The sequence below is a fragment of the Enterococcus alcedinis genome (assembly GCF_014635985.1).
Taxonomy (GTDB): domain Bacteria; phylum Bacillota; class Bacilli; order Lactobacillales; family Enterococcaceae; genus Enterococcus_I; species Enterococcus_I alcedinis.
In genome coordinates this window covers 1-21617 of the sequence record NZ_BMDT01000016.1, presented here as the reverse complement: position 1 = coordinate 21617, position 21617 = coordinate 1, and the positions used below count along the sequence as shown (strand labels likewise).

13 protein-coding genes, 16 tRNA genes, 1 rRNA gene and 1 pseudogene are annotated in these 21617 nt (G+C 38.8%); 4 read left to right on the top strand and 27 right to left on the bottom strand.

Annotated elements, in window-relative coordinates; genetic code table 11:
• Nucleotides 1-63: 63 nt before the first annotated feature.
• From IEV09_RS12145 to IEV09_RS12125, 5 genes are all read right to left on the bottom strand, one after another.
• Nucleotides 64-2067 (bottom strand): cell division site-positioning protein MapZ family protein, encoded by a 2004-nt coding sequence (locus IEV09_RS12145; protein WP_188368567.1) that lies wholly within the window; start codon nucleotides 2065-2067, stop codon nucleotides 64-66.
• Between the two features lie 242 nt (nucleotides 2068-2309).
• A complete protein-coding gene (gene rpoD, locus IEV09_RS12140; protein ID WP_188368566.1) occupies nucleotides 2310-3416 on the bottom strand; it encodes an RNA polymerase sigma factor RpoD in 1107 nt (368 codons plus the stop codon).
• A 15-nt stretch (nucleotides 3417-3431) separates the two neighbouring features.
• Nucleotides 3432-5270, bottom strand: coding sequence for a DNA primase (gene dnaG / locus IEV09_RS12135; RefSeq protein ID WP_188368565.1), 1839 nt, complete (start codon nucleotides 5268-5270; stop codon nucleotides 3432-3434).
• Nucleotides 5271-5444: 174 nt separating this feature from the next.
• Nucleotides 5445-6089 (bottom strand): lysozyme family protein, encoded by a 645-nt coding sequence (locus IEV09_RS12130; RefSeq protein ID WP_188368564.1) that lies wholly within the window; start codon nucleotides 6087-6089, stop codon nucleotides 5445-5447.
• 91 nt (nucleotides 6090-6180) lie between these two features.
• The gene (locus IEV09_RS12125; protein WP_188368563.1) at nucleotides 6181-7185 is read right to left on the bottom strand and encodes a nucleoid-associated protein; all 1005 of its coding nucleotides are present in this window, start codon (nucleotides 7183-7185) and stop codon (nucleotides 6181-6183) included.
• Between the two features lie 138 nt (nucleotides 7186-7323).
• Between IEV09_RS12125 and IEV09_RS12120 the strand changes: the two genes are divergently transcribed.
• Together IEV09_RS12120 and IEV09_RS12115 are read left to right on the top strand one after the other, a co-directional pair.
• Nucleotides 7324-7608 (top strand): hypothetical protein, encoded by a 285-nt coding sequence (locus tag IEV09_RS12120; RefSeq protein WP_188368562.1) that lies wholly within the window; start codon nucleotides 7324-7326, stop codon nucleotides 7606-7608.
• 112 nt (nucleotides 7609-7720) lie between these two features.
• Entirely contained in the window at nucleotides 7721-8440 is a 720-nt protein-coding gene (locus IEV09_RS12115) for a hypothetical protein (RefSeq protein ID WP_188368561.1), read from the top strand.
• Between the two features lie 57 nt (nucleotides 8441-8497).
• On the opposite strand, the pseudogene IEV09_RS12785 reads toward IEV09_RS12115, so the two are convergent.
• Nucleotides 8498-10918 (bottom strand): annotated as a pseudogene (locus IEV09_RS12785) (hydroxymethylglutaryl-CoA reductase, degradative).
• A 176-nt stretch (nucleotides 10919-11094) separates the two neighbouring features.
• Here IEV09_RS12785 and IEV09_RS12100 point away from each other — a divergent pair.
• A complete protein-coding gene (locus IEV09_RS12100; protein WP_188368558.1) occupies nucleotides 11095-12246 on the top strand; it encodes a hydroxymethylglutaryl-CoA synthase in 1152 nt (383 codons plus the stop codon).
• A 123-nt stretch (nucleotides 12247-12369) separates the two neighbouring features.
• Here IEV09_RS12100 and IEV09_RS12095 read toward each other — a convergent pair whose 3' ends face one another.
• The 5 genes from IEV09_RS12095 to ilvD form a co-directional block, all read right to left on the bottom strand.
• On the bottom strand, nucleotides 12370-14349 hold the full coding sequence (locus IEV09_RS12095) for a KUP/HAK/KT family potassium transporter (RefSeq protein ID WP_188368557.1): 1980 nt from the start codon (nucleotides 14347-14349) through the stop codon (nucleotides 12370-12372).
• 347 nt (nucleotides 14350-14696) lie between these two features.
• Nucleotides 14697-16727: a heavy metal translocating P-type ATPase gene (locus IEV09_RS12090; RefSeq protein WP_229731720.1), complete on the bottom strand. Its 2031-nt coding sequence runs from the start codon at nucleotides 16725-16727 to the stop codon at nucleotides 14697-14699.
• Between the two features lie 219 nt (nucleotides 16728-16946).
• A tRNA-Gln gene (locus tag IEV09_RS12085) sits at nucleotides 16947-17018 on the bottom strand.
• 9 nt (nucleotides 17019-17027) lie between these two features.
• Nucleotides 17028-17100, bottom strand: a tRNA-His gene (locus tag IEV09_RS12080).
• A 207-nt stretch (nucleotides 17101-17307) separates the two neighbouring features.
• Nucleotides 17308-19008, bottom strand: coding sequence for a dihydroxy-acid dehydratase (gene ilvD, locus IEV09_RS12075; protein ID WP_188368555.1), 1701 nt, complete (start codon nucleotides 19006-19008; stop codon nucleotides 17308-17310).
• 194 nt (nucleotides 19009-19202) lie between these two features.
• Here ilvD and IEV09_RS12070 point away from each other — a divergent pair, with 194 nt between their 5' ends.
• Complete coding sequence (locus IEV09_RS12070) at nucleotides 19203-19544, top strand: metal-sulfur cluster assembly factor (RefSeq protein ID WP_188368554.1); 342 nt, start codon at nucleotides 19203-19205, stop codon at nucleotides 19542-19544.
• A gap of 91 nt (nucleotides 19545-19635) precedes the next feature.
• Here IEV09_RS12070 and IEV09_RS12065 read toward each other — a convergent pair whose 3' ends face one another.
• The 16 genes from IEV09_RS12065 to rrf all read right to left on the bottom strand — a co-directional run bounded on the left by IEV09_RS12065 (nucleotide 19636) and on the right by rrf (nucleotide 21543).
• A complete protein-coding gene (locus IEV09_RS12065) occupies nucleotides 19636-19788 on the bottom strand; it encodes a MerR family DNA-binding transcriptional regulator (protein WP_268234678.1) in 153 nt (50 codons plus the stop codon).
• A gap of 325 nt (nucleotides 19789-20113) precedes the next feature.
• A tRNA-Tyr gene (locus tag IEV09_RS12060) sits at nucleotides 20114-20194 on the bottom strand.
• A 4-nt stretch (nucleotides 20195-20198) separates the two neighbouring features.
• Nucleotides 20199-20271: transfer RNA gene (locus tag IEV09_RS12055), tRNA-Phe, on the bottom strand.
• A 61-nt stretch (nucleotides 20272-20332) separates the two neighbouring features.
• Nucleotides 20333-20416: transfer RNA gene (locus tag IEV09_RS12050), tRNA-Leu, on the bottom strand.
• Between the two features lie 15 nt (nucleotides 20417-20431).
• Nucleotides 20432-20502, bottom strand: a tRNA-Cys gene (locus IEV09_RS12045).
• 13 nt (nucleotides 20503-20515) lie between these two features.
• A tRNA-Gln gene (locus tag IEV09_RS12040) sits at nucleotides 20516-20587 on the bottom strand.
• A 9-nt stretch (nucleotides 20588-20596) separates the two neighbouring features.
• Nucleotides 20597-20669, bottom strand: a tRNA-His gene (locus IEV09_RS12035).
• Nucleotides 20670-20671: 2 nt separating this feature from the next.
• Nucleotides 20672-20745: transfer RNA gene (locus tag IEV09_RS12030), tRNA-Trp, on the bottom strand.
• A 19-nt stretch (nucleotides 20746-20764) separates the two neighbouring features.
• Nucleotides 20765-20845, bottom strand: a tRNA-Tyr gene (locus tag IEV09_RS12025).
• Between the two features lie 4 nt (nucleotides 20846-20849).
• Nucleotides 20850-20922 (bottom strand) — tRNA-Phe (locus IEV09_RS12020).
• Nucleotides 20923-20955: 33 nt separating this feature from the next.
• Nucleotides 20956-21029, bottom strand: a tRNA-Asp gene (locus IEV09_RS12015).
• Nucleotides 21030-21031: 2 nt separating this feature from the next.
• A tRNA-Val gene (locus IEV09_RS12010) sits at nucleotides 21032-21104 on the bottom strand.
• Nucleotides 21105-21122: 18 nt separating this feature from the next.
• Nucleotides 21123-21194: transfer RNA gene (locus IEV09_RS12005), tRNA-Glu, on the bottom strand.
• A gap of 12 nt (nucleotides 21195-21206) precedes the next feature.
• Nucleotides 21207-21295 (bottom strand) — tRNA-Ser (locus IEV09_RS12000).
• Between the two features lie 44 nt (nucleotides 21296-21339).
• Nucleotides 21340-21413, bottom strand: a tRNA-Asn gene (locus tag IEV09_RS11995).
• A gap of 14 nt (nucleotides 21414-21427) precedes the next feature.
• A 5S ribosomal RNA gene (gene rrf / locus IEV09_RS11990) occupies nucleotides 21428-21543 on the bottom strand.
• Nucleotides 21544-21617: the final 74 nt, after the last annotated feature.

Here is a 21617-nt window from a genome sequence, read left to right as displayed (position 1 = left end):
ATATTTCGTGATAAGTGTATTCACCTATCATAACGAAAATAAGAGGGACTCTCAAGTATTTAATTAGCTTCCATTACCTTTAAAATAACCAGTTTTTGCATTAATTGTCACCATATAGGTATCCGTGCCAGAAGTATTTTTATTCGTTGCATATAAATGATAGTAACCTTCGCCATTTTCAATTCGAACAGGTACCACATAAAAAGCACCTGCTTGAATATTCCCACGACTGATTAAAGTATTGACTACACGATCATAGACACCTGGTGCCCATGCCCACGCAGGATTATTTACATCATCAATATCACTTTGACGTGAACGGATAATTGGTTGGTTATTACCATTCGTTGGTGTATTCGGACTCAAAATTTCAGAGCCGACATTTTGTGCTTGTTGCATCGCTGCTTGTCGATTTTCTTCAGCTATACGATCAGCTTCAGCTTTTTGTTCTGCTGCAATGCGCGCTGCTTCTTCACGCGCTTCTCTTGCAATAAGAGCTGCTTCAATTGGCGCTAGTTTTTCTTGTAATGTCTCTTTAGTTGCTATTTCAAACAAATTATCCACTTGGTTTTTAGCTGCGTCAAATGCTTGACGAGTTAAATTATCCGATAGCTGTTCGTCTTGATAGAAATTACTTATATCATCCACGGCTAATTTCGCTGATGTTACTTTTTGTAATTCAATTTTCCCAAGTTGTAATGCCTCATTGAATAATTTAGCAAATGCGTCGTCGCCAGAAAGGTTATCAATGACAATTGGACTCTCATCTTTAATATGAACTTCTTTTACTAATTGATCGCCAACCAAAATTGGAGCCGTAAAATAGCTATTCAAGCTTTCGATGTTCGTTAATTTCAGATATAAGTCTTGCATAATTGGATCGATTTCGGCGTACGCTGCTTCTGAGCGGTATTTTTCTAGCGATTTTTGCTGATCTTTTAACTGAGCCAATGTTTTATCTGGCTTAATAAACGTTTGATCTTCCGTTAAATAAAAATCGAGGAGCTGCGCTTTGGCTTTCGTAATTTCAGATTCAATTCGCAACTGCTCTTGACGGGCTGCTTCGGCTTTTTGTTGATTGTCATAATACATCCAACCACCACTTGCCGCAATCACTAGACTAACTGCCGTTAAAGTATACACCATTTTTTTACGATTTTTTTTGCTTGGTAACAACACTTGCTTAGTTGATTTTGTTGCGACGGGTTGTTCACCTGTCGGTTCATCAACTGAAACCGGTGGTAGTTGCGCTTCGGATGGAGCTTCAGAGACCTCTTGTGTTACTGATTCACTTATGACTTGTTCTGTTGGATTTTCTTCTACAAGCTTTTCCTCATGTTTCGTAATTAAGGACAAGGCCTTATCGATTTCTGAGGCCGATTCTACAGTGGCTTGTTCCTCATTCGTTTGTGAATCAGGAAGCTCTTTCGTTTCTCCAATAGATTCTGCGACTTTTTCTAACACAACGACTTCATCGGTTGGCGCTACTATTTGCTCCTCCTGAGCTTCAGTCGTTGTTTTTTCTTTAGACTCGGTGGAAACTTCCGATTCTTCTAACTCGTCATCGAGCACTTTAGGGGTGCCCTTTTCATCGGATTGATTTTCCTCAATCACTGCAAGTAATTCTTCTTCAGAAAGGCCTTCGCGATGACGACGAATGTATGCCGCTAAAATCGGATTATCAGATAGTTCATCTTCTGTCGTCGTTTTTTCCACAAACAATGACTCCTTATCGACTGTTTCTGCTTCTTTTGTTACTTCAGCTTCAGCAACAGTAGAAAGAGTGCCTTCTAAGACCGATTCATCATTCTCAGCGGTTATTTCTAACTCTTTGTGGTTTGAGTCATCTTCAATCGTATCGTTAAAATGTTCCATAACAGAACCTAATGGGACATCTTCGTAATTTGACCAATCAATATTATCATTCATTTCTTCAATGACGGGTTGCATCGTTTCTTCATTTTCTAATTTCTCTAAAATCGTATCATTTAATTCGACTCCACAGTTCGGACAAATCAATTGATCCTGTATGGGCTCGAATTCACAGTGAGGACATTTTTTTATCACGTTCTTGACTCCTTTTCATTATACAAAAATAAATCTAACATAATTTCTGTGATTATCCAAGACTTATTCGATTACGTTTTCATTAAGTTCAGTCAAATTTCAAAGAATCAAAAGGAACTTTTAAATAACGATTTTTTGCACTCTTTTCTTCTATCGGATAAAATCCGGTCGAGTATAAGTAGCAAATTTTTATTCAATTAAAAAAAGCCGTGGCGTCTAACCACAGCTTTTTTTATGGATGTTTATTCTAAAAAGTCTTTTAGTTGCTTCGAACGCGATGGGTGGCGTAATTTACGCAGTGCTTTCGCTTCAATTTGACGAATTCGTTCACGTGTAACACCGAAAACTTTTCCTACTTCTTCTAAAGTACGAGTACGACCATCATCAATACCAAAACGTAAACGTAGAACATTCTCTTCACGATCTGTTAACGTGTCTAAAACGTCTTCTAGTTGTTCTTTTAATAACTCATACGCTGCATGTTCTGCTGGACTTGTCGCATCGCGGTCTTCAATGAAGTCACCTAAATGTGAGTCATCTTCTTCACCAATTGGTGTCTCTAAAGATACTGGCTCCTGAGCAATTTTCAAGATTTCACGAACTTTTTCAGTCGGTAAATCCATTTCAGCACCAATTTCCTCTGGTGTCGGTTCGCGTCCTAAGTCTTGTAGTAACTGTCTTTGAATACGAATCAATTTATTAATCGTTTCAACCATATGAACTGGGATACGAATTGTTCTCGCTTGGTCAGCAATCGCACGTGTGATCGCTTGGCGAATCCACCACGTTGCATAGGTTGAAAATTTAAATCCTTTACGGTAATCAAATTTTTCAACAGCCTTCATTAATCCCATGTTTCCTTCTTGGATTAAATCTAAAAATTGCATTCCACGTCCAACATAACGTTTTGCGATACTAACAACTAGTCGCAAGTTGGCTTCAGCTAATTTTTGTTTCGCTTCTTGGTCGCCTTCTTCAATTTTTAAAGCTAATTCAACTTCTTCTGGAGCTGTTAAAAGAGAGACGCGTCCGATTTCTTTTAAATACATACGAACAGGATCGTTAATTTTAATCCCTGTTGGAGCGGACAAATCCTCGTGTGTGGCTTTTTTAGCAACTTTTTCGTCTTTTTTCAAACTATGTACAGAAGGATCACCATTTTCATCAACGACGCTAATTCCTGCATCTTCAACTTTTTGAATCAGTTTATCCATTGCTTCGGCATCTAATTCATACGGTGTTGCTAGTTGGTTTGATAACTCATCATAAACCACTTGCCCTTTTGCTTTATTTTCTTTAATAAATGCTACGACGGCTTTATCGTAGGCTACTTTCATTTCTTCTGACATGAGAGAAGTCCCCCTTTATTGTGCTACTGCTTTTAATTGCTTCGTTAAGTTAATAATTTCAATGGCAAGTTCCAACTCTAATTGTTGGTTACCCGATTGGCTAGCCATTTGCTGCTGTAGTCTCTTTTCCTGAATTTCTTCGGAGATAGCTGACTTTTGAATCATTTGCAACAAATCTTGCAATTCCTGCTCGCTACTTTCCTTTGGCACATTTAAACTAGCAATTTGAATGACGAGTTGTCTTAATTCTTCCTTTTGTAGGAAATCTAAAAATCGGGCGACATCAAACGTGATTTCTGTTGCCAAATAAGTATCAAATAAAAGATACAATTCTTGGTAATGTTCGTGCGGAAAATGGACCGGATAGTTTTTAAATCGTTGATTAAAACTTTTTTCATTAAACAGACGATATAAAAGTAATTCCTCTGCTTTTTCAATTTGAGTTTTTTTGCGATGAACAACCGGTTCAATATAGATTTCTTGCGGTTGTGGTACCGAACGATTGGCTTGTTGTTGCTGACGATTTTGTTGTTTGACCTGTCGTAATTGCTGTTGTAAAACATCACGACTCACTTGGAATTCTGTCGAAAGTTGAGTCAAATAACGATCTTGTTCAATCAAAGAATCAACTGCTACCAATTCATTGAGTAACGCTGTTAAATAATCCAGCTGTTCTTTATCATTTGCTAAGTTACGATTTAGACGGTGGTAAGCCATCTTAAAAGAGAAGACCGTTTCACGTCCGTGTCGAACTAATTTGACAAATGCTTCTTCTCCATACTTGCGAATATAATCATCGGGATCTAAACGCTCTGGAAAACTTAAAATAGCAATTGTCAGATTACTGACTTCTTTTACGAGTTCAATCCCACGATTTGTTGCCTCAATCCCGGCGTTGTCGCCATCATAAGCAAAAACAACCCCTTGGGAAACACGTTCAATCGCTGAAATTTGTTGCTGAGTCAGACTCGTCCCCATCGTTGCTATACCATTATGAATCCCTGACTGCCAAGCAGCCAATACATCCATAAATCCTTCAAACAACAAAGTCTCGCCTTCTTTACGAATGGCTCCTCTCGCCTTATCTAAGTTGAAAAGAATCTCACGTTTATTAAAAATGTCGGTTTCTGGGCTGTTTAAATACTTTGCTTGATTTTCACTGGGAAAATCAACTGTTTCAAACCAACGACCAGAAAAACCAATCGTTTTGCCTTGCGGGTTACGAATCGGAAAAACAATTCGTTGATAAAAGCGATCAATTAAACGCCCATCATCCCGTTGAACAAATAAACCTGATTCCGCAAAGGACTCCGCTGGCAAGTCGTCATTTTGAAAGACTTTTTCCAAAAATTCTCGCTGTGCTGGTGCAAAACCAATTTGATATTCCGTAATTAATGCTTCAGTCAGGCCACGCTTCAATAAATAATCTAAAGCGGCTTCCCCCATCGCTGTGTTCATCAATAAATGATGATAAACCTCCGCAGCTTTTTCATGTAGCATAATCAGTTGCTTAGACTTTGATGACTCCTGCGACTCAAATGATTGTTGTTGAAATCGCTCATCGATTGGAATTTGTTCAATTTCAGCTACTCGAAAAACAGCTTCAGCGAAACTTAGACCTTCAATTTCTTCGAGAAAGCGAAAAACATTTCCACCTCTACCACAACCAAAACAGTGATAAAACTGTTTATCTTCTGTAACAGAAAAGGAAGGTGTTTTCTCATTATGAAACGGGCAAAGTCCAGTATAGTTATTTCCGCCTGATTTCTTCAACTGTACGTATTGACCAATAATTTCAACAATATTTGTCCGACTCCGAATATCATCAATTACTTGTTCTGGAATTCTCGCCACAGTTGACTCACCTCCTAGCGCTAATTAGACAGAAAGTTCGTCTTTTTATCGGTAAAAAATCGCACTAATCAATATCAGCGCGATCTTAAAACAGACAGTTTTTTACATATTCCATCTTATCATAAATGTCAAAATTTTCAAGTCTTTTGCATAGCAGTTTTCAAAATGCTTCATTTAAGAAAATAACTCAGTCAATTTGTGGAAAAATTGAATTTTTTGTTGATTCCAACGAACCGTCTCTGCGTAAAACAAATTACCTCCGTTATAATATAAGTAACCACCATTATGTAATAGTGCCGGGAGTTTAAAATAACGATAACGGCTATGGTCAGTATTGCCCAATTGAGGTGCTAATATGTCCCGGGAGTACTCTTCTGCTAAATCGGTATGATTCACACCGCCATTTCCAGCCACAAAATAAATGTAATCAAGACCAAAATTATAGGCTTGTACCGCACTCCAAAGATCCACTTGTTGTTCTTTGGCAAGCGCTAATGCTTGTGAAAAATACGTCACGCCTTGTCGAATGCTATCATCTGCAAGTGTCATTTTCCCAACTTCACCATAAGCACTTTCTGAACTTTGCATTGGATCATCACCTAAACCTTTGGACTCCGTATAAATCATACTTAAGATGACGTCCTTGTAGGCTACCAAATCCGTTTCGGCTATTTGTTGATTAACTTTTTCTTCTAAGACCATCACTTGTTGGTATTCTCGATAGTTTTTGACTAAAAGATAGGCAGTCATTCCAAGAGAGATAAAAGATAAAAATAAAAAGAATGTCAAAAACCTTTTTTTTCTTTTACGTACGCGCATAATTCCCCACCTTTTCTTATCTTTATCAAGCCTACTATTTTTGAGTGTATCCTGCCATTTATTTTCAGGAAAAAAAAGAATTCTTAAACTCTTAGAGCCTGTTTTGAATTTCTTCAATATTTTTAATCATCACTGATAACGTCCCATCTGGATTGTTAACAAACTCAATCAAATCTGGATTACGATAAACTTCAACCGGAACAATTAGTTCGATCCCATTGGATAATTTTAATTTTTGTTTGCTAAATTTTTTCTCAGAAATTTCTTTGACTTCTTTGACCATCTGGGTTTGTTCAACGAACCCTTTTTCAATAATTTCTTCTTGGAAAGCGAGTTTGGCCGATACGTTGTCTTTAAACACTTTTTCCGCAATTTCTTGTGTATCAATATAGCCAGACTCTTCTATCGTTTCGAACACAGCTTCTTGGATATTCGCTAATACATCATAAGTTGGTGTTTCAAATTTATCACTTAATTTTTTTGCAACTTTTTTAATTACGTTAATATTCTCATCTAACGACGGTAGCGGTACAGACTCAATCACATCTTGTGAAAAATAAAATCGTTTATCGCCTGAAAAGGTATATTTTTTTTCAATCAATTCATACGAGCGTTCAGCCAATTGAATGGTGATTCCTTCGTCTGGTTTTTGTGTTTTCCCTGACAAAATTGCTCGGTTTAAAATCAGTTTATTTAGTAAACCTTGATCATCCAATTCCGTAAAATGGGTATACGCCTCTTTATAATTTGCTTTAATAAAGGCGACGTGTGTTTGTGCATCTTCTTCATACAAAACGACAAAAACATCGCAGTTTGGTGCATCTTCACTATCTTTGTAAAATTGATACCAATGTCCGACGAACTGCTCGCTAAAATCAATAAATTGCTCCTGTGCCATGGAAAGCATTCTGCTAATTTTAGAATCTTCAACGAGTGTTCCTGTTTTTGTTTGCGCATTTGATAATTTCACAATCTTTTTGATTAAATACTCACGAATATATTCTGCCGTTAAATCCAATTCTACTTGTGAAAAAACAGGGTCACCTGCTTCACGATCGATTAAATGTAAAACTGCTTTTTTTAAATAAATATCCATCTTTCTTTCGACTCCTTTGTCTAACTTATATAGTATACCTAAATTTACGTAAATTGAAATCCTCCTTTTGACTTTTTGTCTATTCACAGAGTATGGTATAATCAAAAATAGCAAAGGTTAGAATGGAGGAAACAACAAATGACTTTTGAACGATTAGCCACATTAAGTGATACGGTTAAAACGACTTTTCAGCCAGCATTTATCTTCCTAGTTTTTCCGGATAAAGTCCAACACTTTCCAGCGCGAGATTGGACGACTGCACAATTTCATGCGGCTTTAGAGGAACGTCTCGGTAAAAACTATACGTTTCAGGTATGGGAAGGGATGGTCATTGCCCTCTCTAATCAAACAGACGTCATCGCTGTGTTACCAAAATTCCGTGAAATAACTGAATTACGATTGAAAAAAATAGGTGATTCTTAGCATTTTATCATTTTACTTGGACTTTTTTAACGAAATTCGACTTTTTCATGAAAACTACTTTTAATTTTCAGTTTTTTTGCCTATAATTTATCAGTATTGAAAGGGGATTATTATGAAAAAGAAACAATTAGCAAAACTAAAGAAACAATTCCGTCCATCCTTTGATCAAGCCCGTCATCAATTATTTAGAGAAATGGAAAAACAAGCACTCGCATTGTATGACTTGCCGGTTAAAGTCGGTATTAAATTAGAAAACAAAGCAGAAATGGCGATTGAGTTTCTTGGAGAAACAACGCGTGACCAAATCATTTCTGTACCTTTAGATGAAAACTTCATCGTTGTTGTCAAACGAATTCAACAGTCTGAAAACGGCTTATTGGAACGTTTTAGTCAAAAATTAGTCGAAGAATTTGCAAGCTATTGGCATGCAAGTGTTCGTCCAAATAATGCGAACAGTGAAGTTCAAACTGAAACTGCTGCAAAAGAAGTGCAAGATGCTCCTCAAAACGTTGTTGTCAAAGACGAAACAGTCACTGAGCAACCAGTTGAAGAAGTTGTTATCGAAGAGACACCAACAACTGCAGTTGAAGCTTCTGTTTTAGATGCTTTCAAAGAAGCAATAGCAAAATTCCCTAAATTTGACGTCGTTCAAGCAGACAATGTTGTGACTGTGATTGAAAAAACATCCAAAGAAGATCGATTACTAGCAACAATTTCAACAACTGAAGCGAATCAAGTCACCATTGAACCTGCGCTTGAGCGTAAGTACAAATTAAAACTGGAAGTTATTCCGGTTATTGAAGACTTCGCTAGCAAAATGCCTTTAGCATAATAGAAAAAACCTACGAAGAAAAAGTGGATTCACTTTCTTCGTAGGTTTTTTTGTGTTCTAACGTAATTCAGCTAAGTATTGACGAGCGTTTGCTTCGTTCATTAGACCTTGATTTAGACGGTCCGCTACTTTTTGAACCTCATCACCTGTGGCTCCCACACTGATTGCCAATGAACGAGCTTGCAAGGACATATGCCCTTTTTGGATACCTTCTGAGACGAGCGCTCGTAAGGCTGCTAAGTTTTGAGCGAGCCCAACAGCACTTGCAACTTCAGCTAATTCTTTGGCTGAGGTGACATTTAGCATTTTAAAGGCAACTTGCGCTTTTGGTAAGACTTTTGTGGCGCCACCTACTGTTCCTAATGCAAGTGGCAAGGATAATTCTCCTTGCAGTCCTTCCTCACTTACGGTCCAACAACTCAGACCACGATAGCGTCCTGATCTTGCGGCATACGCATGAGCTGCAGCTGAAAAAGCACGCGTATCATTCCCTGTTGCTAAAACAAGTGCCTCCACCCCGTTCATAATTCCTTTATTATGGGTGGCTGCTCGATAAGGATCTAACTGTGCATACGTAGACGCTGCCGCTATTTTTTGCGCGACCTCTCGTCCTTTATGACGATCTAATTGTTCGAAAGGAATAAGACAACGTGTCGTCACGATTGCTTCCGTGGCATAATTACTTAAAATACTGAATAAAATTTCTTCATCAAACCATGTTCGGAATAAATTAGCAACGCCTTCTAACATCGTATTCATCATATTGGCACCCATTGCATCTTTTGTATCCATAATGAAATCAACTGACACAAACGACGGATCTTCTGGGAACGTTCGAACGGATACTTTTTTTAATCCGCCTCCGCGTTTCACAATCGAAGGATAACTGTTTTTGGCCTGTTCAAATATTTCGGCTTGATTTTGTTCAATTTTTATTTGAATGACTTCTGGATTTTTGACCGACATCAAAACGATTTGACCACGTAAATCTTTTGTAGCCATTTCACTTGTGAAACCACCAGATGCTGCTGCCATCTTACTGCCATTACTACAAGCAGCAACAACAGAAGGCTCTTCAGTTGCTAGTGGGACAAGATATTCTTTTCGATTGACGATTAAATTTAAGGCGACGCCAAGCGGAACCGGAAATTCACTAATTTGATTTTCGATTAAATGATTGGCTATTTCTTCATCAAGCATGGTTTTTTCAAGCTCTTGTTGCATCGCTGAAGTTATTTTTCCATCAGCGACTAATTGCGCTAAACGTTCACTTGGTAATAGTTGATAAAACTTCTTTGTCATCCGTCTCGTCTACTCCTTTGTTCGTTCCAATAACATCGCTAAACCAATCCCACCACCGACACAAAGGGACACAACTGCGTAGCGGCCATCAATTCTTTCTAGTTGATGCAAGGCAGTTGTAATAATTCGAGCTCCCGTCGCACCAATTGGATGACCTAAAGAAATCCCACCACCAGCGATGTTCACTTTATCGCTTGGTAAGGCTAATTCTTTTTCAACAACCAATGAAGTCGCTGCAAAAGCTTCATTAATTTCAAATAAATCAATCGCTTCTTTGGTTAATTGATTACGTTCGAATAGAGATTGGATGGCTTTAATCGGCGAAATTCCCATAACACTGGGATCAATCCCAACTTCGGTAACATCGCGAATCACACCTAAATAAGAAATCCCATGTTGATCGGCATATTCTTTTGAAGCTAATAACAGAGCTGACGCCCCATCGTTAATTGTCGACGCATTTCCAGCTGTTACACGACCATCCTCTTTAAAAACAGTTCGTAACTGCCCAAGTTTTTCGATCGTTGTTTCCGGACGAATCCCTTCGTCGGCCTTCATGACTGTCCCTTCGACTTCAACACCGACAATTTCCTTTTCAAACCAAGCATTGTCACGAGCATGCGCTGCTTTTTTGTGTGAATTCATCGCAAAAACATCTTGCTCTTCTCGTGTAACGTCATACTGTTCAGCGACTTTCTCTGCCGTCAAACCCATATGTTTTTCACTAAAGGCATCGGTTAATCCATCATGAACCATAATAGATTGCGGTTTGGTATATTCATCATTTTTCTTATCATAATATTGATAAAGTGGCGCTTGGCTCATACTTTCCATTCCACCAACTAAGACGACGTCTGCTTCACCTAATTGAATCAATTGTCTGCCCAGTGCCGCAGCTTTCAAACCAGACCCACAAACTTCATTAATCGTTGTCGCTGGTACTTCAACAGATAATCCACTTTTTAACGCGACTTGTCTAGCTGGGTTTTGTCCAACACCTGCTTGCAAGACGTTTCCAAATATTACTTGTTTTATTTCTGATGCTAATGTGGCATTTCTAGCAATCATTTCTTTCGTTACAGCCGTTCCTAATTCAACAGCACTTAATTGTTTTAATTGTCCATGATACTTACCAATCGGCGTTCGTAATGCATCAATAATAACAACCTCTTTCACAAACAACACCTCCAATTTGAACTATAGCATGAGGAGCAAAAAAAACAAATCATCTTTTCATTTTCTTTGTTCAATTTCTATTTTTTTTAATAAACTTTAAAATCTTAACTTTTATTTCGATTAATGTTTGAATTTGTGGTAAATTAAGAAAGATAGAATTTCAAAGGAGAATGTCAATGAACGTTGGAATTGATAAAATGAATTTTTTTGTTCCCCCTTATTATGTCGATATGACCGATTTAGCAATCGCTCGCGACGTCGATCCTAATAAGTTCTTAATTGGGATTGGTCAAGAACAAATGGCCGTTAGCCCTAAATCACAAGATATTGTGACCTTTGCAGCGAATGCAGCAAAACAATTATTAACACCGGAGGATTTAGCAGCCATTGATATGGTGATTGTCGGTACAGAAACAAGTATTGATGAATCCAAGGCATCGGCTGTTGTTTTACACCGTTTACTAGGTGTGCAGCCTTTTGCCCGTTCTTTTGAAATTAAAGAAGCTTGCTACGGAGCGACTGCTGGTGTCCAGCTAGCAAAAAGTCATGTTCGAGCAAATCCAGATAGTAAAGTCTTAGTCATTGCCTCAGATATTGCCAGATATGGATTAAACTCTGGTGGCGAACCAACACAAGGTGCAGGTGCGGTTGCAATGCTTATTAGTCGTGATCCCCGTATTTTAGTCTTAGAGGAACAAAATGCCATGCTCACGCAAGATATTTATGATTTTTGGCGTCCTGTTGGTCATCAGTACCCCTTAGTTGACGGTCCGCTATCAAATGCCACTTATATCGATTCTTTCCAAAAAGTTTGGAAACATTATCAAGCGAAATATCAACGTTCGCTTGCCGATTTCGATGCGCTTGCATTTCATATCCCTTATACAAAAATGGGTAAAAAAGCCTTACTCTCTATTTTAGAAACAGAATCTGAAAGCGAACAAGCACGCATGCTTGCAAGCTACGAAGAAAGTATCGTCTATAGCCGAAAAGTCGGTAATTTATATACGGGCTCCTTATATCTTGGCTTAATTTCACTTTTAGAAAACTCAAACACACTAGCAGCAGGCAGTCGGATCGGTTTATTTAGTTACGGATCTGGTGCCGTCTCTGAATTTTTCAGCGGTACACTGGTAGAAGGGTACGAAGCCTTTTTAGCAAAAGAAGATCATCAAATGTTGCTAAACAATCGTCACAAATTAAGCATCGATGAATATGAAGCGATGTTTAATGATGCACTTGATATCGATACAGCCGCTACGTTTGAAGATGCCCTACCATTTAGTATTACGGCAATCGAAGGAACCATTCGTACGTATCGTCAATAGTAAAGTCATCATCAAGATGAGATACCTACAACCCAGAAAAGATCCATCTTTTACCACTCGTGTATCTATATCAATATTCGTATAACCAAAAGCGGCCGTGACACTAGTCACAGCCGCTTTTGGTTATATTTTTCTCAAGTGTGTTTGTCTGACTTTTCCAATGACCAACGGCACCAGTTCGCGCTTGATTTCACTATATTCCAATCCAAACCAGCTTTCCGGTGTGGTTGCGTAACGTTTAATAAATAGTTTCGCCTGCATTATCTGGCGTTCCCAACGGCTTAACTCTGTGCTATTTGACAACGATTCCTGAATTAAAACAAATTGGAAATCCCCCACCTTACGTCCAGGTGTAATCGAATATTTTTGAGGTTGCTCCACCAAAGAACCTTCTTTCATTAAATCGATAATAATTTGACGAAGATAAACGTTCACTTCCTGATTTACACGGAAACCTAAATACAATTTCACTTTGACAATAAAATCGGTGCCGAGTGTATCAACTGTATAAGATTGCGTATACGGTTCATCTGTCACCACCACATTCACGAACCAATAAACTTTTGCTCGTTTAGGCTGTTTATCTAAAATCGAATATAAAAATTGTTTGCCAATTAAGTCACCTTCCATTCTTGGTACAAGGAACACGGCATTTGTTTGAAACATGGGAATGTTTTGATCTTCATGCAATGCTGCCAACTGTGGGACAAATGCTTTTAAGTCCACCTCTACTGCTTCGCGTTCTTCAATTTGATTCCCCCATTGCCAAATTGTCATCACACAAATAATAATTAACGCCATCATAATGGCTACATAACCACCATGCAAAAATTTCGACGCACTTGAAATAAAGAAAATACTTTCAATCACTGCAAAAAAGATTGTAATTAGCAGCGACCAAAATTTGGAATGCTTTTCTTTAATTAAATAAAAATAAAGTAAAATGGTCGTCATGAGCATCGTAATCGTAATGGACAAACCATAAGCCGCTTCCATATGTGTCGATGTTCGAAAAGTCAGGACGATTAGTGAACAAGCGAGCCACAAAATAAAATTAATTGAGGGGATATAAACTTGCCCAATCGATGTTCCTGGATAAAGTAATTTTAAACGTGGCCATAGATGCAATTTAATCGCCTCAGAGACGAGTGTGAATGACCCAGACAATAATGCTTGCGAAGCGATTACCGCTGCTAGGGTCGCAAATAACACGCCAAATATCAACCAGCCTTCCGGTAGTATCATGAAGAAAGGATTCAGATTTTCTACCTCTAAATAAAGACCTTCTTCGACCACACGATTTAACCAAGCACCTTGTCCTAAATAATTTAAAATTAAACAGACTTTAATGTATGGCCAACTAAAATGAATGTTTCGTTTGCCAACATGTCCTAAATCCGAATATAACGCTTCAGCTCCCGTTGTCGCTAAGAAAATATTCCCTAAAATTAAAATCCCTAAATGATTATCTGGATTAAGTAAAAGTTGGATGGCATAGACAGGATTTAAGGCTCGAATCATCGATAAATCTTGACTAAAATTGAATAGACCGACACCACCTAAAAACGTAAACCATAAAAACATCACTGGACCAAACGCTTTTCCAACAACATCAGTACCAAATCGTTGCAAACCAAACAAAACAAGTAAAATAACCAACGTAATAATAATAATAATATTTTGATTATTGCCAAATCGATCGTAAAATAACGGTACTCCACGTAGACCCTCAATCGCTGTAGTCACCGTCACAGCAGGTGTCAACACACCATCAGCCAGTAAAGCTGCCCCACCAATCATCGCCGGAATAATCAAATATTTTCCTTGCTTACGAACAAGGGTATAAAGTGAAAAAATGCCTCCTTCTCCATGATTGTCCGCGTTCAAAGCAATCAAAACGTACTTAATTGTTGTCAAAAGTGTTAATGTCCAAAAAATTAATGAAACGGTTCCTAAAATAAAATTTTGATTTAAGGTTTCAAGTCCGCCATTTCCTTCAACAATCGCCTTCATTACATACAAAGGACTTGTTCCAATATCCCCGTAAACGACACCCATTGCAACAAGCAAACCTGCTGCTGATAATTTCCCTTTTCTACTCATGTTTCTCTTGAACTCCCTTTTTTCACTCTATTTCCCCAGTCACGATTCATTACTGGCAATAAAACAGTCCATTCGCATAAAAACGATATTTGACTAGTAGTCATTGCGCGGATAACTTGTCTGTTGAATGAAATGAACGAGTCTTCTCTTCAAACAACTGGATTATCACTCATCACTGGCTACTAGCCAAACAATTTCTATTTGAGGAATGCTTGTATTATCTATTTTTTCAAGGAAAGGGTCAACTTAAAAAAGCGAATCATAAACACACTTTTGATTCACTTTTTTAATGATAAAAATAGAAGCATCATCTGCCACTTAGCCAAATGATGCTTCTATCTATTTTTTTATTTTTTAATCGTTAACGTCATCGCATTTAGCGCAACAATAATCGTACTTAATGACATCAATACCGCTCCCACAGCGGGACTTAAGACGATACCAATTGGTGCTAGAATCCCTGCTGCTAACGGGATGGCTAGTAAGTTATACCCAGCACCCCACCACAAATTTTGAACCATTTTCCGACGTGTTTGTTTTGCTAGATCTAGGAACCGTAGAATGTCTTCTGGGTTACTATTCGTTAATACAACATCAGCTGAATCTAACGCAACGTCTGTTCCAGCTCCAATCGCGACTCCAACCGTTGCACGAGCTAAACTCGGTGCATCATTGATTCCATCTCCAACCATGACGATGCGCTGCCCTTGTCGCGTGAAGTCCGCCACAATCGCTTCCTTGTCCTCTGGTAAAAGACCTCCTTGAAAGTTTGTAATCCCCAAGTACCGTGCGACATTTTCTGCAGCTTCTTTGTTATCTCCAGTTAACATCACTGGCTCAATTCCGCGTTCTTTTAGACTTGAGATAAAGGCTTTTGCTTCCGGTTTTACTTGGTCTCCTAGCGCAATCAGTCCAATTATTTTTTCTTCAATTAATAAATAACTAATCGTATTTCCTTGTTCTTGGTATTTTTGAATCGTTTCTTTGCTAACGTCTAATCCTAAACGCGCCAATTCTTTGCCATTCACAATTTTAACTTGTTGATTGTTCACTATCCCTTGAAGACCAACACCAGTTATATTCATTTCATCTGTCGCTTCATAAAAGGAGACGTTTTGTTCCTTAATGTAGTTCATAATCCCTTTAGCAATCGGATGATTCGCGGACACTTCGAGTGCACCGATGTATTTCAATATTTCTTCAATCGAATAATTTGTATCAATAACATCCACACCTGTCACTGAAAAAGACCCTTCTGTTAATGTGCCCGTTTTATCTAACAAGACTTTATCAACATGATGTCCATTTTCTAACGCCATTCGATTTTTTAAGAGCAATCCATTTTTCGCTGCAATGGAAGTTGATCTCGCAACAACTAATGGAATCGCTAAACCTAATGCATGAGGACAAGCGATAATAAAGACGGTAACCATTCGTTCTAAAGCAAGTGGTAAATCACCTAATATCAACCAAACAATAAAAGCAATCAAACCGACGGCTAAGGCAATATAAAACAATCCTTTGGCTACTTTATCAGATAGCGCTTCTAATTTTGATTTTTCAGCTTGTGCTTTTCGAACCATCTCCATCACTTTAGCCAAATAGCCACTCTCTCCAGTACCTGTCACACGAATTTGTAACGTACCATCGCCATTCACAGACCCTCCAATGACACGATCATCCACTTGTTTTACGACGCCTCTTGATTCACCTGTCACCGCTGCTTCATCAACAATGGACGTGCCTTTTTCAATGACACCGTCTGTTGGCATCTTATCTCCTGCACGAACAACTAATACATCCCCTTCATGAACCATTTGTAAGGAAACCGTCTCTTGTTCGCCATTTTGCTTGATTCGAATCACTTCATCTGGTAGTAGTTCAGCTAATTTTTTTAACGCATCGCCCGCATTAGCTACCGCGTTCATTTCAATCCAATGTCCTAATAACATAATAACAATTAACGATGCCAACTCCCAAAAGAAATCCATCACATGTTGATGGGTAAAGGTATTGATAACAAATGCATAGAGACTGTAGAGATAAGCAACCGTAATCCCCATAGATATTAAGGTCATCATTGCAGGATTTTTATCCTTTAACTCCATTTTTGCGCCACTAAGAAACGGCTGTCCACCATAAATAAATAAAATAGTCGCAAGAATTAGCACTAGCCACTCAGAACCTGGAAACTGGAATTGAAAAGGCAGATCCACACCCATCATTGGTGAGATAAATAAAATTGGAATAGCAAGAGCCAGTGATAGCCAAAATTTCTGTTTGAAATTGCCGTGATGCATAGAATGATCCATCTCTTCATGAGCACCATGGTGTTGTGAATGATCCATCCCTTCATGACTATGATGTTCATGACTCATCGCTTGATGCCTTTCATCCACTAGATGATCCTGATTTGGCATGTGATTATGATTATGATCTTTTTTCATTTTATCTTCTCCCCTTACTTTCGATTACAACTGTAGTTGATAGCTGAACTATAAAGGGATTTTTTCTTTTTGTCAACTAATTAAATCCAAAAAAATAACTTACACTGAGAACAATCTCAATGTAAGTTATTTTATGATTTCATTATTTAACTGGGGTAGCTGGATTCGAACCAACGCATGAGGGAGTCAAAGTCCCTTGCCTTACCGCTTGGCTATACCCCAATAAAAAAAGGCGGCTGAAGGGAATCGAACCCTCGCGTGTCGGAACCACAATCCGATGCGTTAACCACTTCGCCACAACCGCCGTGACTGTTGTGCAAATCAAATCAATTCGCTTCAACAATTTCTTATTATACACGAGTTAATTTAAATTACAACCACTTTTTTGATTTTTTTCTTCTTATTTTCATGTTATCTTATAAAAAAGAATAAATCTCACGAAAGCTTTAAACATTGGCTCCGTGAGACTTATTATAGCGTATCTTTCGTTATCTTTCAACCATAATTTTCTTTAATCTTCTTTTTTCCAAAAATCTGTGATTGCTCCTTGAGATGAGCTAGATACGATATGAGCGTACTTACCTAACACGCCACGCGAATGCAATGGTGGAATCACTAATGCAGCTTGACGTTTAGCAAGCTCTTCCTCTGAAACAGCCATTGTTAACTCTTTTGTATCTTGATCGATCGTCACCATATCACCGGTCTCTAGCAAAGCAATCGGTCCACCGTCTTGTGCTTCTGGCGCAATGTGCCCCACGACGAGTCCATATGTACCTCCAGAGAAACGACCATCGGTTAAGAGGGCAACTGTCTCCCCTTGGCCTTTACCAACAATCATACTTGATAACGAGAGCATTTCTGGCATTCCAGGTCCACCTTTTGGTCCAACATAACGAACCACAACGACATCCCCGTCAATGATATTATCAGACAGCACCGCTTGAATCGCTTCATCTTCCGTGTTAAAGACTTTCGCAGGTCCGACATGGCGACGAACTTTTACGCCTGACACTTTTGCAACGGCTCCATCTGGTGCTAAATTACCATGAAGAACAATCAATGGACCATCCTCACGTTTTGGACTTTCTAGTGGCAAAATCACTTTTTGACCTTCTGTTAAAGAAGGAACGTCGGCCAAGTTTTCTGCAATTGTTTTACCAGTAACCGTCAAGCAATCGCCATGAATAAATCCTTTTTCCAGTAGGTATTTCATAACCGCTGAAACACCACCAACTTCATACAAATCTTGGAAAACGTACTGTCCGCTTGGTTTCAGATCTGCTAAATGTGGTACTTTTTCCTGAAATTCATTAAAATCATCCAGAGTTAAATGAACATTCGCTGCATGAGCCATTGCCATTAAATGTAAAATCGCATTTGTTGATCCACCTAAAGCCATCACCACCGTAATTGCATTTTCAAAAGCTTTACGCGTCATAATATCTTTTGGATAGATCTTTTTCTCTAATAGTTGAAGTACGGCTTCACCTGCCGCCTCTACATCTCGTAATTTGTCCTCTGTCGTCGCTGGATTAGATGACGAACCTGGTAGACTCATTCCCATCGCTTCAATCGCAGAAGCCATCGTATTTGCTGTGTACATCCCACCACAACCACCAGGTCCTGGACAGGCATTACATTCGATACGACGAACTTCTTCCGCTGTCATATCGTTATGGTTCCATTTTCCGATTGCTTCAAAAACGGACACAAGATCAATATCTTTACCGTCTAATTTCCCTGGGGCAATTGTTCCACCATAAACAAAAATCGCTGGAATCTCAGTATTCGCAATCGCAATCATACAACCGGGCATATTTTTATCACAGCCACCAATCGCAACAAATGCATCACAATTATGTCCACCAACTGCTGCTTCCACTGAATCAGCAATAATGTCTCTTGAAGGCAGTGAATAACGCATACCTGGTGTTCCCATAGCGATACCATCAGCTACCGTAATCGTACCAAATTGCACGGGCCAACCGCCTGCAGTTTGAACACCTTTCTTTGCCAATTTACCCAAATCGTGTAAGTGAATATTACATGGCGTGTTTTCAGCCCATGTACTAATAACCCCAACAATTGGTTTTTTTAACTCTTCATCTCCCATTCCTGTCGCTCTTAACATTGCACGGTTCGGAGATTTGACCATACTATCGTATACATTACTGCGAATTCGAATATCCTTTTTATGATTCTCTGTCAATTGAAAATCGCCCCTTTCACACTCAATTGTATTATTGTCAGTATTTTCATACTATTTGAATTACATTCTAACACAAAAATGAAAGTATTCTAGCAGTAAAATGAAAAATAGATGAATATTCTATTGCAAAAGTTTCCTTTTCATGGAAAAATGTAGAGAGTATTGACTATATTGCCTGGAAGGAAACGATTATTATGAGAGAAGACATCAAAATTAACGATCGCGCAGAATTGATTAGCGATCAATTAATTGAAAAATTAGAACAAATTTACGACCCGGAAATCGAGGTTGATATTTATAATTTAGGATTTATTTACTCAATCCAATTAGATAACGATGCCCATTGCGACATTACCGTTACCTTTACAGGTATTGGATGTGAATGCATTGAATCTGTACCTATTGAAATCGAAGCTGCTTTGTTACAAATTCCTGAAATAAATAGTGTAGCGGTTCATATTGTATGGTCGCCAGCATGGAAAATAACGCGTATTAGCCGTTTTGCACGTATTGCATTAGGAATTAACCCTGGATAATTAAACCCCCCTCTATCATTGAAATAGAGGGGGTTTTTCGTTCAGACATTGAGTGGATTCGAAGTGGTTTAAAAAGTCTCTCTTTTTTTAATCATAATGGAGGAAATAATTTATTTACTTCGCTTGATCTTAAACAATAAATACGAAGTTTATTTTTATCCCGATTTGGTGCGATTAAACATTCTTTCTCATAGTATCTTAGCGTACTACTTGGAAGACCGACAATTTTTGACATTTCTCCAATTGAAAAAAGACATAGACACGATCACCTCTCTTACATAGACAATACTCTTCTCTTTTTAATAGAAGAAATGAATTTTAATATCATCGGACTTAAATCAGCATTTTTTTCATACTAAGAAACAATCAGAGCTTAATTTGGGATAAAATGGCCTAAAAAATAATTTCAAGAAATCACCCACTCCATGCTCTTATATAAATCATCCTTTAAGAGACAGATCTTATATTATTTACGCGTTTATTTTTGAAAATAAAAAATCGGCAAGAATTTAATCTTACCGATTTTCCGTATAATGATCTGAACGATTTATTTAATTAATATTAAAAAATGGAGGAGAGTGGATTCGAACCACTGAACCCGAAGGAACGGATTTACAGTCCGTCGCGTTTAGCCACTTCGCTACTCCTCCATAATGGCGCGAGACGGAATCGAACCGCCGACACATGGAGCTTCAATCCATTGCTCTACCAACTGAGCTACCGAGCCAATACTAAAATACCATAAAAAAAATACACCAGAGGTTTTATGACCCTTGATGCATCAACTATACCGACGGCCGGAATCGAACCGGCACGCCCTCGCGGGCATTGGATTTTGAGTCCAACGTGTCTGCCAGTTCCACCACGCCGGCAAATTAATAAAGTAAAGGCGGTAACCGGATTTGAACCGGTGATGAAGGTTTTGCAGACCTCTGCCTTACCACTTGGCTATACCGCCATTATCTCTAAAACTGGGGTAGCTGGATTCGAACCAACGCATGAGGGAGTCAAAGTCCCTTGCCTTACCGCTTGGCTATACCCCAAAAAAAAAAGGCGGCTGAAGGGAATCGAACCCTCGCGTGTCGGAACCACAATCCGATGCGTTAACCACTTCGCCACAACCGCCATGGCAGGGACAGTAGGAATTGAACCCACACTAGCGGTTTTGGAGACCGCTGTTCTACCTTTAAACTATGTCCCTATTAAAAAAATATAAAAAATGGAGGAGAGTGGATTCGAACCACTGAACCCGAAGGAACGGATTTACAGTCCGTCGCGTTTAGCCACTTCGCTACTCCTCCATAATGGCGCGAGACGGAATCGAACCGCCGACACATGGAGCTTCAATCCATTGCTCTACCAACTGAGCTACCGAGCCAATACTGAGTATCTTTTATTAAATTAAATAAAACGGTCTGGACGGGACTCGAACCCGCGACCTCCTGCGTGACAGGCAGGCATTCTAACCAACTGAACTACCAAACCAATGGGGGTTAACGGGTTCGAACCGCTGACCCTCTGCTTGTAAGGCAGATGCTCTCCCAGCTGAGCTAAACCCCCATTATAAAATTAAAGCAATGATCCGTACGGGATTCGAACCCGTGTTACCGCCGTGAAAGGGCGGTGTCTTAACCGCTTGACCAACGGACCATTTGAAAATTACGGAGAGTAAGGGATTTGAACCCTTGAGACAGTGTTTACCATCTACATGATTTCCAATCATGCTCCTTCGGCCACTCGGACAACTCTCCAGGCTTAAAGAAGCAATCTACTCTTCTTTTTCTCAAATTGAGAACTCCGGCAGTAGGACTCGAACCTACGACATCATGATTAACAGTCATGCGCTACTACCAACTGAGCTATGCCGGAATAATTTTAAAATAGAGTGGCGACGTCCTGCTCTCACAAAGGGAAACCCTTCACTACAATCGGCGCTAAGAAGCTTAACTTCTGTGTTCGGCATGGGTACAGGTGTATCCTTCTCGCTATCGCCACCACACTATTTTAATTATGAGTAAAATTTATTCACTCAAAACTGGAATCGAAGATTGATTAAAACAAATTTCAGAACGA

Bases quoted from the DNA above. Each gene is read 5' to 3' on its own strand.
- rpoD (WP_188368566.1), bottom strand. From the start codon at position 3,416: ATGTCAGAAGAAATGAAAGTAGCCTACGATAAAGCCGTCGTAGCATTT.
- IEV09_RS12130 (WP_188368564.1), bottom strand. From the start codon at position 6,089: ATGCGCGTACGTAAAAGAAAAAAAAGGTTTTTGACATTCTTTTTATTT.
- IEV09_RS12125 (WP_188368563.1), bottom strand. From the start codon at position 7,185: ATGGATATTTATTTAAAAAAAGCAGTTTTACATTTAATCGATCGTGAA.
- IEV09_RS12120 (WP_188368562.1), top strand. From the start codon at position 7,324: ATGACTTTTGAACGATTAGCCACATTAAGTGATACGGTTAAAACGACT.
- IEV09_RS12115 (WP_188368561.1), top strand. From the start codon at position 7,721: ATGAAAAAGAAACAATTAGCAAAACTAAAGAAACAATTCCGTCCATCC.
- IEV09_RS12100 (WP_188368558.1), top strand. From the start codon at position 11,095: ATGAACGTTGGAATTGATAAAATGAATTTTTTTGTTCCCCCTTATTAT.
- IEV09_RS12095 (WP_188368557.1), bottom strand. From the start codon at position 14,349: ATGAGTAGAAAAGGGAAATTATCAGCAGCAGGTTTGCTTGTTGCAATG.
- IEV09_RS12090 (WP_229731720.1), bottom strand. From the start codon at position 16,727: ATGAGTCATGAACATCATAGTCATGAAGGGATGGATCATTCACAACAC.
- IEV09_RS12070 (WP_188368554.1), top strand. From the start codon at position 19,203: ATGAGAGAAGACATCAAAATTAACGATCGCGCAGAATTGATTAGCGAT.